The sequence below is a fragment of the Geobacillus sp. Manikaran-105 genome (genome assembly GCF_002809955.1).
Taxonomy (GTDB): domain Bacteria; phylum Bacillota; class Bacilli; order Bacillales; family Anoxybacillaceae; genus Geobacillus; species Geobacillus thermophilus.
The window spans coordinates 1-12,516 of sequence record NZ_PIJG01000008.1 but is presented as its reverse complement, the minus strand read 5'-3'; the positions used below and the strand labels follow the sequence as shown (position 1 = coordinate 12,516).

Sequence of the window (12,516 nt, the reverse complement as noted above, 5' to 3'; positions counted from 1 at the left end):
GGGGGGAGATGAGTGGGGAATATTTTAGTTATTGATGACGAAAGGGAAGTAGGAACGTTTTTTCAACATTTATTAGAAGGGAAAGGGAACAAGGTCAAGCTTGGATTTAGCGGGAAAGATTTTTTTCAGTTGATTCAACAATACAAGTTTGATCTTGCTTTCATCGATGTGAAACTTCCAGATGCAAACGGTTTAAATTTATTAAAACAGTTAAAACGCTCATATCCTTCTTGCAAAGCGGTTGTAATGACAGGCTATAGCACAATAAAGACAGCAGTTGAAGCGATTAAACATGGGGCAAACGACTATATTGAAAAACCGTTTGACGATATTGAACAGTTAGAACGATTAATCGATGAATTATTAAGTGATGGTCCTCTTTCATCCCAAGATGATATGTATAAGTTGGCTGAGACGCTCGGTTTCATCGTTGGAACAAATAAAGAGATGAATGATTTGCTTAAATTAGCTTATAAAATTGCGAAAAAAAATGTGAATGTGTTGATTGAAGGAGAGACTGGGACTGGAAAAGAAGTGCTCGCTCATTTTATCCACAACGCGAGCATGCGCTATGATCAGCCTTTTATTGGGGTGAATTGTGGCGCTGTTTCGGAAACACTGTTAGAAAGCGAATTGTTCGGACATGAAAAAGGGGCGTTCACAGGAGCGGTAAAAGAAAAAAAGGGGATTTTTGAAATTGCTAACCGTGGCACGTTATTTTTAGATGAAATTGGAGAAGCGTCTCTTGCAACGCAAGTAAAACTGTTAAGAGTGCTGGAAACAGGGGAGTATATTCGCGTCGGGGGTGAAACGATCCGCAAAACGAATACACGCATTATTGCTGCTTCGCATGTCAATCTGGCAAAAGCAGTCGAGGAGAAGACGTTTAGAGAGGATTTATTATACAGATTAGATGTTGTGAAACTTACCATTCCTCCGCTTCGAGAACGGCTCGAAGATCTTCCAATTTTGATTGATTATTTTTTAAAAAAACTAAATACACCTCTATCGTTTTCAGAGGACTGTATTTCCCAGATGAAACAGTATCATTGGCCGGGGAATGTGAGAGAATTGTTTAATGTTGTTAAAAGGGCGGTAACTTTAGCGGAAGGAGAAACAGAGGTGATCACCCTTGACTATTTGCCGGAGAAGCTTAAGATTCCGTTGCATTTAGGGCAAGTATCGAATAGCGTGCGAAGTCCAAAAGATGGAGTAGAAGACTTAGAAGCTTATTTGCAAGAATGGATGAATGGTGTGCTAGCACTATGGAGAAACAGTGATCGGTTAGATCTTGAACATGTATTATCTTCAGTGAAAGAACTAGAAACGAAAATCGGCCGATCTTTTGTACTGAAAATGTTAAAAGAAACGTTAGGAAATCGTAAAGAAGCAGCAGAACGGTTAAATATCACCGTACGAACATTAAGATATTTATTAAAAGAAAAAGGAGCTGATCCAAAAGCGTAAATGGCTTTCGGATCAGCTTTTTGTTGCTTGATTGATCAGAAAAATCCTAATGGTTTTGGATTGTAGCTAACGAGTAAATTTTTCGTTTGTTGATAGTGCGCTAACATCATATGATGGGTTTCACGACCGATCCCAGATTGTTTATATCCTCCAAAAGCAGCATGGGCCGGATAAGCATGATAGCAATTTGTCCAAACTCTTCCTGCCTGAATGCCTCTTCCGAAACGATAAGCCAAGTTGATGTTTCTCGTCCATACCCCGGCGCCAAGGCCGTACAACGTATCATTAGCAATCTCCAAAGCCTCCTGTTCATCTTTAAACGTTGTTACTGAGACTACTGGACCGAAAATTTCTTCTTGGAAAATGCGCATTTTATTATGTCCTTTAAATACGGTTGGCTTGATATAATACCCGTTTTCGAATCCAGGGATTATGTTTTTTTCGCCGCCGATTAGGCATTCGGCGCCCTCTTGTTTTCCAATATCAATGTATGCAAGAATTTTTTCCATTTGTTCTGCTGAAGCTTGCGCTCCCATCATTGTGCTTGTATCAAGCGGATTTCCTGTTCGAATCTTTTTCACGCGTTCAAGAGCGCGCTCCATAAATTCGTCATAAATGGACTCATGGATGAGAGCACGAGAAGGGCACGTACAAACCTCGCCTTGGTTTAAAGCGAACATGACAAATCCTTCAATCGCTTTATCTAAAAAGTCATCGTCTTTTTCCATTACATCAGGAAAGAAGATGTTTGGGGATTTGCCTCCCAATTCCAGTGTAACAGGAATAATATTTTGTGAAGCGTATTGCATAATCAGCCGCCCTGTCGTTGTTTCACCGGTAAACGCGATTTTGGCGATACGTGAACTAGAAGCTAATGGTTTGCCAGCTTCTAATCCGAACCCATTGACAACGTTGAGCACTCCAGGAGGCAACAGATCGCCAATCAGCTCCATAAGCACCATAATCGATGCCGGAGTTTGTTCAGCTGGTTTTAGCACAATGCAGTTTCCGGCAGCAAGCGCAGGAGCAATTTTCCATGCTGCCATCAATAATGGAAAATTCCATGGGATAATTTGCCCGACAACGCCGAGTGGTTCATAAAAATGGTACGCGATCGTATCGTCATCAATTTGGCTGATTGTTCCTTCTTGGGAGCGTATGGCTCCAGCGAAATAACGAAAATGATCGATGGCTAGGGGTAGGTCGGCGTTTAACGTTTCACGGATCGGTTTGCCGTTATCCCATGTTTCGGCAACCGCTAACATTTCCAAGTTTTCTTCCATGCGATCAGCGATTTTATTTAAAATCAACGCTCTGTCAGCCGGGGATGTTTTTCCCCAAGCTTCTTTTGCTGCGTGCGCGGCATCTAATGCCAGTTCAATATCCTCAGCCTGCGAGCGTGCTGCTTCACAAAATACTTCTCCTGTTATGGGCGTGATATTTTTGAAATATTGGCCTGAAATAGGCGGCACCCATTCTCCGTTAATATAGTTATCGTATCTTGCTTTGAATTGAACTTTTGCGTCTCTTTCGCCTGGTTTGCTGTAAATCATTTGCATCCTCCTTGTGTAATAAAGATGTTTAAATTAAGCTATTTTCCTTCAGATATGCTCTTAGGGGAAGGGGAATCTTCCCCTAAGAGTTTGACATAATCGGATAGCACTTTTCGTAATACTAGAAAGCAGGTGGATTTATTAGGCACTGGTGGTTGAACCGGTTGATTTCTCAAAATGAGAAACTTTATGATATCGATCTGTGCCTAAACTAAAAACAGGAAATGCCAAAAATTTCCATTTTTCTCCGTTCCCCTAGAAGGCCGGTGATGTAGTGAAACATCACAGAAAACGGACTCTCTTCTCAAATGGAGAAGACTTGTCAAATCAATGCTTCTCTGTCAGCTGAAAACAAGGGTTTCAGCGGAATCGGCCGTTTTTCATCAGCCTTCTAGAAAATTTAGGATTGTTCTTCTGCCGCTTTGTGTTACATTGTTAAAACAATGCGGCCATTGATTTGGCCTTTTTCCATCCGTTCAAATACTTCGTTAATTTTTTCTAATGGTACCGCTTCCACAATGGGGCGAACTTTTCCGCGTGCGGCGAAATCTAAAGCTTCTTGCATATCTTTTCGTGTACCGACGATCGAACCTTTTATTGTAACGCCATTTAATACAGTGTCAAAAATAGGGATCGGTAGTTCATCGTGAGGCAGTCCAACGATGACAAGGCAACCACCGCGTCGAACGGATTGATAGGCTTGTTCGAAAGCTTTTTTCGTTACAGCAACGCTAATAGCTGCATGCACTCCGCCTACTTTTTCACGAATTGTTGCTACGGGGTCTTCACGCAGGCCATTGATTGTAATATCAGCTCCTAACTTTGCTGCAAGCTCTGCCTTTTCATCACTGATATCAACAGCAACGACATTTAATCCCATTGCTTTGGCATATTGAAGAGCAATATGGCCCAATCCCCCGATTCCATAAATAGCGACCCATTCACCAGGCTTGGCATTTGAAACTTTTAATGCTTTATACGTTGTGACTCCAGCACAAAGAATAGGAGCAACTTGTACAGGATCGAGATTTTTAGGAATTCGTGCGACATAATCGGCCGGGGCTTTGCAATATTCTGCATAACTGCCATCGACAGAGTACCCACCATTTAATTGATGTGGACAAAGTGTTTCTTGACCGCTTAAACAATATTCACATTCACCGCATGCCGAGTATAACCATGGAATGCCAACACGATCGCCAATTTTGATTGATTTCACTCCCTCGCCGACCTCAACAACGATTCCTACTCCTTCATGACCAGGAATAAGCGGAAGTTTCGGTTTTACTGGCCAATCTCCATGGGCCGCATGCAAATCGGTATGGCAGACGCCACAAGCTTCAATTTTCACAAGCACTTCGCCATACCCTAGTTTTGGTTTCTCCACTTCTTCAATTTGAAGTTTTTGTTTGAATTTGTGAACAACGGCGGCTTTCATTCTCACCATCTCCTTTATAAAGTTTTTTTGTTTCACCTGCTATGAAACGCAAAAATCGTGCCAAGCAATAGTGACGGGGAAAAGGGACCGGTGGTAAAGTGAAAGAACTTTTCAAGCAAGCAAGTTTCTGAGTTTGAAAAGCAATACGGCCGCCGTCTTCTTTAGGATTTGCGAATAAGCGGTTGAGAAGAAATAAATGTGTTTCGCCAGCGCCTAAAGAGATTTTATAGGGGAAATGTGCCAAGATTTCGTCCATTTTCTCCGAATGTTCGGCAAGTTTGTTCAAAAAATTGTCATATTTTGATGAGAAAGTTTTCACAAAGTCTTGATGACTTGTTTCTTTGTTGCAGAACAATATTGTAGGTTAGGATATGAAACATGGCGGCTGCTTTATATGTGAAAAAAGAAAGTAATGTTGCTCAAATAAGGTAAATTGTATAAAAAGGAAAAACGTTATTTTGATTTTCTTTATTATGAACATATTTCTTTGTCAAGTGCATTTTGTGATGAAGAGCCAATATTAAAAAGGAAGAGGAGGAATGGAAAGAGAAGAATAGAAGAAATATCACCTTACCTTGATGAAAGGGGCTGTAAACATGCATAAACATTTGCCGATGGAAGAGGAAGTGATGGATTTACTCATTGGCGGTTTTTCCGTCGTGATGTTGATCGCCATCATGACGGTCGTTTCCCTTTGGAGGAAGAATCGGACGCGTCGTTTGGCATTCTATTGGATTTTTGCTCATTTTCTGCTGCTCTCTATTGCCGCTTACTTTGCGTTTAGAGCCATTTCCTTTGATCTTACCCATCCGCAGGCATCCGAAGAAATCTCCCTTCTTCTCGGCAAGGCGGGGTTGGCGTGGGGAGCAGGGATGGTTTGTTTGCTGGCCGGCATTGTGAAACTTTCCAGACGATGACCATGATTTAGATCGGTATGATTGTAGAGAAACGCCAAGCTGCAAAAAAAAAGCCATCCGCCTTTATCGACTGACGGTTCTGAGGGGTGGATGGCGTTTGCAAGATGATTCCAATAAGGAGTTGCCTATGTTGTTTTTCGATTTCTTGGTATGGTCAATGTTTTCCAATTGTTTGCGTTCAGCTGTTTCGCGATATAGACGATTTGCCCGATATGATACGAATAATGGTACATTTGCCGCTCAATGGCTTCGATGACGGAATGGGGTTCGCCGCGGATCGTGACCGTCCGCAACAAATCCGTTTCTTGCAGTTCGTTCAGCGTCTGAAAGAAAGCAGACCACCCCTTTTCCCAGCAATCCATGACTTCTTTGCGCGTATGGAAGTCGTTGATAAACTCATCATCGCGGTTTCGGTCCGGTTTTTCCCCATCCGACGACAAAAAGTCTGTCCAGCGCGACACCATATTTCCGCTCATATGTTTGACAATGATGGCGATGCTGTTGGCTTCCTCATGAAAGCAATGGAACAGCTGTTCCTCGGAACATTGGTCCATAGCCCGTTCGGCGGTCTTTTTCATGTCAAGAAAGCGTGCGCGCACCACTCGCAAATATTCTTGGCCGATGTTCATTCACACACCTCCGTCAAAGAAATGACATCTCTTTTATTCGCCGTCGATGCTGTGATTTCTTTCTATGTGACGGCAAAAAAAAAAGCGACGCCTTGGACGGACATGACTATGGGTCATGTTTTCGAAGCAGGCGAGTGAATAATCAGATTATAGCGGCACTCTTCTTTGCCAGTGTTGATAAATTGATGTTCGCAGGCGGCGTCGGAATAAAGAGAGCTCTCTTCGCGCAAGATGTCCGTGTTATGAAAACTCCTTTGCTTTCCCTGAGTGCGGAGGATTCATTCGGCATGGTCGCGAAAACATCCTCTCGATTTTCGCCGAAAGGGTGCGAAAAGTGAGGGATAACGTCCGATCTTTTATACGTAGCTTCCGATTTTTCCGTTTTTTCTCGCCCAATGCCATTGTTGCTTCAAGACCAATGAGCCCATGGCCAGCCATAATAGCGAGATCCCGAGAGCAGGAAAGAATACGGGCCATCCTTCATTCACTCCTTGCACGGCCCAAGAAAGAGGAGAAAAGCAGTTGAGAATATGAAACGCTGTCGGCAATACATTCGAAGATAGAAAAAATCCTGAGAAGATCAATAAATAATAAAGCAGCACCTCGGTAACCGCTCCCACTTGCTTTAAGCGAAGGGACAGCCCTAAAATCAACACGCCGATTCCCGTCATCCCGATGAGGCTGACGCCGCCAAATACGACGATCTCCGTTATCATGGATCCGATTCCCGAGAGAATTTCGGAAAATCCGATCATCAAAGCCGCACAAACGAAAAAGAGCGTCACCCACATGGACGATAACGCGATTTCAGCGATCACTACGCCGATCAAAATTTTCCATGGAGCAGTCTTGGTGGAAAGCACTTGCTCGGCGGTGCCGAGATATGCTTCTTCGATCACCGTGTTGCCGAGCTTCGAGATCAAATGAGCACTTAAGTACCAAAGGCTGAAACCGAATAGTTTGACCGTCGCTTCTTTTCCGGTCTGTATCGGGCTTGCGTACAGCGTGCCGAGAAAAAAGACAAATTTAATGATCAGCCCAACGGTAAAATCGAACCAATACCGACGATACTCTGCCCTTTTTTTCAAAAAGGACGCCCATACGACATTCAAAATTTGGGGGAACAACCGACTCACCTCCTTAGACGGATAGGTTGGAACGAACAGCGGCCAAAAAATGAGTTTCAAGGTCGGCTGGAGTTGAAAAATGTTCTTTCGTGCCGCTCCAAACGATTTTTCCGTCTTGGATAAAGACAAACTTATTTCCAACGGCGTGGGCAAAAGGAATGTCGTGGGTGGTGATGAGAACGGCTTTCCACCATTGGCTTTCTTCCATTAACATGGTTCGGATATGATGCTGCGACTCCACATCAAGGCCAAGAGTCGGCTCATCAAGGAACAAAAACGGCGCTCCTTTCATTAAGGCGATCGCAAATGCCAGTTTTTGTTTCATCCCGCGTGAAAGGGTTTGGGTAAGACGCTCAGCGTATGGGGTTAGATTCAACACGGCCATCATTCGTTCGGCTCTTCGTTTTGCTTCAGCACGACTCCATTTGTTCAGCAAGCCGAAGTATATGAGATTTTCCAAAACAGTTAAATAGGAATAGGAGTTGTCAGCTTCTTCAAATACAACCGCAATCGACTCGCGCGCTTCATCTGGATGGCGGACAACATCCATTCCATTTACATAGATGCTGCCGCTGTCTGGTGCGGTAAGCCCGATGATGCACCTTATTAAAGTAGTTTTTCCGGCTCCATTCGGCCCTAACAGAATAAGCCGATCCCCTTCAACCAGTTCGAGAGAGACATCATGTAATACTTGGCGGTTTGGCGGATAGATTTTGTTTACGTCTTGCACGGCAATCATTTTTTCTACCCTTTCAATTTAGTAAGCTAGGGTGGTGCCCTATAGCCCAAGCGCATTGAGCAGATAAAGCGGTGGTAATAGCCAGGCCTTTCGTTGGTCTATGATTTTTTCCACCCATATTCTCTTTCTCCTTTCTTTTCCTAATTTAATTGCATTATACAAAAAAAAAGAAAAAAGTAAATATTTAAAATTAAGGATCTTCACCAAAAGTTGTACTTGATTTTTTTCTGAACATACTCTATTTACGCTTGTAAGGGAAAATCAACAAATCAGTGATTTTTTCAAATCTTTATGCAGGAAGCTGTATTGCTTGTCAAGTACATGTTGTGGTGAAGAGCCAAAATTAACGTGATATTAGAAATCGATCAAAAATACACGCTAAGACAGGGATTCCATGAGCCTGTGTAAAAAGAGATCGTTTTCCGTGAAGTCATCGTCAACACCATGCTTTTTTGAGCAGTTGGACTCCAAGCTCAATATCCTCGAGCGACAAGCCGCTAAAACCGATCTTGATCATGGGTTGGTCCGGCTGTTGGTTCACAAAATAGCGCGAAGTGGGATACACTTTTACCCCACACGATAGGGCGCGCTGAAGCAACTGTTCTTCTGTACAATCCGACTGAACTTTGATTAACACGTATAAACCGGACTGTTCGCCAATAATGGAGATCATATCCCCAAATGCTTTTCGCAGCAGTGATGTTAAGTGCTCCATTTTTCGTCTATACACGAGGCGCATGCGTTTAATATGGCGGCTCCACTCCCCTTCTTCCATAAATTTGGCCATCGCCAATTGGCTAAGGATGGACGCGGTGCTCTCGAAAAGGCGAAACCGCTGCTGATAACGGTCCAAAAGCGACGGCGGCAACACCATGTAACTTAAGCGAATCCCAGGCAGAAACGATTTTGAGAAATTGCCCAGATAAATGACTCTTGACGAATCAATGGAGGCAAGAGCCGGAAACGGTTTTTGCGTATAGCGAAATTCGCTGTCATAATCATCCTCAATAATATAGCCATTCACCTCGTTGGCCCATTGGATGAGCAGGAATCGCTGCTGGATCGGCATGCTGACTCCCATGGGACTTTGGTGTGAAGGGGTCACATAGATGAGCCGCGATGACATCTCCCTCAGTGACGAAAGTTCCACGCTCGTTTCGGAAACGGGCACTGTCTCCAATCGGAAGTGATGAAACTGAAACGCTTCCCTAGCACCATCGTAGCCGGGATCCTCGACGATGATGCTCCGGAATTCCTCTTTAAGAATATGACCGAGAGAGAGGAGCATTTGTTGAGTGCTGCTCCCGATGATAATGGCATTTGGCTCTGCATTTACTCCACGGGATTCCAAAAGGTAGACAGAGATTTGTTCGCGCAAACATAATTCCCCGAACGGGTCTCCATAGCGAAAGCAGTGTGCTGAAGTAAAGACTTGATTCGAAATTCGTCTCCATGCTTTAAGAGGGAAATGAGCAGCATCGACTGCATCAGCACGAAAATCGACAACAACAGTCGATGTCGGTTTATTTTTCGATTGGCGCAAGGAAACCTGGATTTTTGGAATGAAAAGTGGTTCCACCTCATTGACAAAATACCCTTTTCGTTTTTCCGCACGAATATATCCTTCAGCAACAAGCTGTTCGTAGGCCATTAAGGTGGTGTTGCGGCTCACATTCAACGATTCAGCAAGTTGACGGATCGAGGGAAGTGGTTCATTCGCCTGGATGTCGCCTTGTTCAATCATCGATTTTAACTTTTCGTAGATTTGTTTGTATTTAGGCAAGCGGTCATGTAGAGCAAAAATGATCGTTTTCATGTCCATCCCTCTGACATGTTTATTTTTTTGTTATTGTCCCTTTTTCTATGTCAAATTTAGTTATATGATACATCGTAAAGATTCGATTGTTAAGTTGGAAAAAGTGAAGGGGGGATTTAATGTATATTCCGAAGGATTTTGCCATCAACGATGTGGATGTCGCCTATCAAGTAATTAAGGAGAACAGTTTTGCCACCTTGGTGTCTGTGCATCAAAGGGAGTTGTTTGCCACCCATTTGCCGCTGTTGCTCAATCGGGAGAAAACGTGTTTGTACGGCCATTTTGCCCGTTCGAATCCGCAATGGAACGACATTCAACATCAGACGGTCTTGGCGATTTTCCACGGTCCACATTGTTACATTTCTCCTTCTTGGTATGAAACGAACCAGGCGGTGCCAACATGGAATTATGTGGCCGTCCATGTGTATGGGAACGTGGAGTTGATCGACGATGAAGAAGAAATCATGCAGTCGCTGCACGATATGGTAGAAAAATACGAAGCACCGGGCAGCCGTTACCAGCTGTCAGAGGTCGATGCTAAGTTGCTTTCCAAGATGAGAAGCGGAATTCAAGCTTTTAAAATCCATATCGAGCGAATAGAGGGAAAAGCCAAATTAAGTCAAAACCATTCTGTACATCGGCAAGAGAGGATCATCAAGCAGCTCGAGCAAATGCCATTTGAAAACGAAAAGCGAATCGCTTTCCTGATGAAAAAGCAACAGCAGTGAAATAGAAAATGAAGGAGTGAGATGTGATGGATCTTGCGGCGATCGGTGTGTTTATAGTGGCAGCCACGGCGCTACTCATCGTCCCCGGACCGGCAGTATTGTACATCATGGCTAGGAGCATGAGCCAAGGAACGAAAGCAGGGGTTGTATCGGTGCTCGGCGTAGCTTTTGGGGGCGATATTTGTTGTTCTCGCCTTGCTGAATGACAGCTTGTATGCCATGTTGGCCGCGGGCATCCGCAAACGGCTGGCTGCCAAGAAAGGAAGTATGAAGGTGATGAACCGGGTGGCGGGCTGTTGTTATATCTTGTTAGGACTATTCTCCGCCTTGGCGAACCCTTCGAAACCGTAAGGAAATGGAGGAGTGAATGATGACACGTTTTGTTGTTGAAGACGATGTTTGGGCCATATTTCCCCATGCCAAAATCGGTGTGGTCGTTGCCCAAGGGATTGACAACAGCATCAAGAATGCCAGTGTTTACGAACAAATGCTGCGGGAGGCGGAGAAAGAGGCGCGGAAATTCCTGGAGTTTGAAGAATTGAGCCGCAACCCCGTCATCGTTGTTTGGCGAGAGGCGTTTCACTAAACAAGAAAAGCGGATGGAGGTTTTCCCCATCCGCTTAGCGGTAGTTCACAAACTGCACGTCAATCGGCAAATCCGCTTCGCGAATGGCGGCGATCACCTTTTGCAAGTCGTCTTTGCTTTTGCCGCTGACGCGGATTTGGTCATCTTGCACTTGGCTTTTCACTTTCAAGCCGGTGTTCTTGATGATCGTGGTGATTTTTTTCGCGTTTTCTTTGTCGATCCCTTGGACGAGCTTGGCGCGCTGGCGCACTGTGCCGCCTGCGGCCGGCTCGATTTTGCCGTATTGGATGTTTTTCGTCGCCACTCCGCGTTTAATGAGCTTGCCGATGAGCACGTCTTTCAGCTGCTCAAGCTTAAACTCGTCGTCGGAGATGAGAACGAGCTCGTCTTTCTCGAGCGAAATGTCGCTTTTGCTTCCTTTGAAGTCATAGCGCGTCTTGATTTCTTTCATGGCGATGTTGATGGCGTTCGCCACTTCCGACAAATCGACTTTGGATACGATATCGAACGAACTTTCTTTTGACATACGTGACCTCCCGGGCGTGTGATGTACTTTCATTATAGAAAATGATGGGTGGGAAGGCAACAATAAGCAAGGAAGAAGACAGGCTCCCTTCCCTTTCAGCAGAAGTTCGAAACAGCGAGCGGTTTTACTTATGTGTCAGATGAGGCGGTATATCTGAGTTATGGTCTTTTTCGCTATAAAAATCAATGTAATAATTTTTCTCCTTGCTTAATAAATATGATGACAACAGAGCCGATCGGTTCAGCATTGGGCATGTCCTGTATACAGTCGACGAAAATGAAGGTGGTTAATGTTGAAACAGCAAATAGTGAAAAAAGAAACGTTGAAAAAGCAAGTGTATGAATATTTACGTGAGGAAATTATTACAGGAGGATTTGCCCCAGGGGAAAGACTCGTAGAGGAAAAAATAGCGAAACAAATTCAGGTAAGCCGAAGTCCTATTCGCGAAGCGATCTGCATGCTCGAAAAAGAGGGACTTGTCACAGTGAATAAAGGGGGAGGGGTGGCGGTATTCAGCCCGGACATTGAAAACTTCCAGTATCTTTATGAATGCAGGGTGGTGCTTGAACCACTTGCCGCCTACTATGCCGCACAGAGAATAACGAAAAACCAAATTGAAGATCTCAGGAGGCAGCTCATTGGCATAGATGCACAACCGTTGGGGTTAAAAGAAATTCTCGAGATGAATACAAAATTCCATGAGGGGATCGTAGAAGCTAGTCGAAATCCGTTTTTAATTAGGATGATCGAACAAATTCGCGGCATAAACAGTTTGTACAGAATTGCTATCTTAAAACAAAATATGTTGCGGATGAAATCAGCCATTCAAGAACATATTCAAATATTCGAAGCCATTGAAAGAGGAGATGCAGACAAAGCAAGGGAATGCATGGAAAAGATCCATGAGCAATTTTTGCTCTCCACCCGGGCATGAAAATCCCCCTTTTCTTCCCATAATGAAGAATAGGCGCAAACAGTTCAACAGGACGT

General features: G+C 44.0%; 12 protein-coding genes and 2 pseudogenes. 6 read left to right on the top strand and 8 right to left on the bottom strand.

The window, feature by feature from the left end; all coding sequences use genetic code 11:
• Positions 1–12: 12 nt before the first annotated feature.
• Positions 13–1,467 (top strand): sigma-54-dependent transcriptional regulator, encoded by a 1,455-nt coding sequence (locus tag CV945_RS03975; RefSeq protein WP_013146147.1) that lies wholly within the window; start codon positions 13–15, stop codon positions 1,465–1,467.
• 35 nt (positions 1,468–1,502) lie between these two features.
• Here the strand turns inward: CV945_RS03975 and adh are convergent, their stop codons facing one another.
• From adh to CV945_RS03960, 3 genes are all read right to left on the bottom strand, one after another.
• A complete protein-coding gene (gene adh, locus CV945_RS03970; protein ID WP_013146146.1) occupies positions 1,503–3,020 on the bottom strand; it encodes an aldehyde dehydrogenase in 1,518 nt (505 codons plus the stop codon).
• A gap of 427 nt (positions 3,021–3,447) precedes the next feature.
• Entirely contained in the window at positions 3,448–4,458 is a 1,011-nt protein-coding gene (gene adhP, locus CV945_RS03965; protein ID WP_013146145.1) for an alcohol dehydrogenase AdhP, read from the bottom strand.
• A complete protein-coding gene (locus CV945_RS03960) occupies positions 4,412–4,744 on the bottom strand; it encodes a hypothetical protein (RefSeq protein ID WP_232721983.1) in 333 nt (110 codons plus the stop codon). The genes adhP and CV945_RS03960 overlap by 47 nt, the downstream gene beginning before the upstream one ends.
• A 310-nt stretch (positions 4,745–5,054) precedes the next feature.
• On the opposite strand from CV945_RS03960, the gene CV945_RS03955 reads away from it, so the two are divergent.
• Positions 5,055–5,375: a hypothetical protein gene (locus tag CV945_RS03955; protein WP_100659179.1), complete on the top strand. Its 321-nt coding sequence runs from the start codon at positions 5,055–5,057 to the stop codon at positions 5,373–5,375.
• A 125-nt stretch (positions 5,376–5,500) separates the two neighbouring features.
• Here the strand turns inward: CV945_RS03955 and CV945_RS03950 are convergent, their stop codons facing one another.
• From CV945_RS03950 to pdxR, 4 genes are all read right to left on the bottom strand, one after another.
• A complete protein-coding gene (locus CV945_RS03950; RefSeq protein ID WP_100659178.1) occupies positions 5,501–6,004 on the bottom strand; it encodes a DUF1572 domain-containing protein in 504 nt (167 codons plus the stop codon).
• A gap of 356 nt (positions 6,005–6,360) precedes the next feature.
• A complete protein-coding gene (locus CV945_RS03945; RefSeq protein ID WP_232721981.1) occupies positions 6,361–7,140 on the bottom strand; it encodes an ABC transporter permease in 780 nt (259 codons plus the stop codon).
• A gap of 4 nt (positions 7,141–7,144) precedes the next feature.
• Entirely contained in the window at positions 7,145–7,870 is a 726-nt protein-coding gene (locus tag CV945_RS03940) for an ABC transporter ATP-binding protein (protein WP_100659176.1), read from the bottom strand.
• A gap of 436 nt (positions 7,871–8,306) precedes the next feature.
• On the bottom strand, positions 8,307–9,686 hold the full coding sequence (pdxR, locus tag CV945_RS03935; protein ID WP_100659203.1) for a MocR-like pyridoxine biosynthesis transcription factor PdxR: 1,380 nt from the start codon (positions 9,684–9,686) through the stop codon (positions 8,307–8,309).
• 119 nt (positions 9,687–9,805) lie between these two features.
• Between pdxR and CV945_RS03930 the strand changes: the two genes are divergently transcribed.
• The 3 genes and pseudogenes from CV945_RS03930 to CV945_RS03920 all read left to right on the top strand — a co-directional run.
• Positions 9,806–10,414 carry an FMN-binding negative transcriptional regulator gene (locus tag CV945_RS03930; protein WP_100659175.1) on the top strand — a complete coding sequence of 203 codons (609 nt, stop codon included), beginning with the start codon at positions 9,806–9,808 and terminating at the stop codon, positions 10,412–10,414.
• Positions 10,415–10,440: 26 nt separating this feature from the next.
• Positions 10,441–10,765 (top strand): annotated as a pseudogene (locus tag CV945_RS17455) (hypothetical protein).
• A gap of 19 nt (positions 10,766–10,784) precedes the next feature.
• Positions 10,785–10,994, top strand: a pseudogene (locus tag CV945_RS03920) (B3/B4 domain-containing protein); the annotation flags it as partial.
• A 40-nt stretch (positions 10,995–11,034) separates the two neighbouring features.
• Here CV945_RS03920 and CV945_RS03915 read toward each other — a convergent pair.
• Positions 11,035–11,526 carry a YajQ family cyclic di-GMP-binding protein gene (locus tag CV945_RS03915; protein ID WP_100659174.1) on the bottom strand — a complete coding sequence of 164 codons (492 nt, stop codon included), beginning with the start codon at positions 11,524–11,526 and terminating at the stop codon, positions 11,035–11,037.
• Between the two features lie 292 nt (positions 11,527–11,818).
• Here CV945_RS03915 and CV945_RS03910 point away from each other — a divergent pair, with 292 nt between their 5' ends.
• Positions 11,819–12,460 carry a GntR family transcriptional regulator gene (locus CV945_RS03910; RefSeq protein ID WP_100659202.1) on the top strand — a complete coding sequence of 214 codons (642 nt, stop codon included), beginning with the start codon at positions 11,819–11,821 and terminating at the stop codon, positions 12,458–12,460.
• The last annotated feature ends 56 nt before the right edge of the window (positions 12,461–12,516 follow it).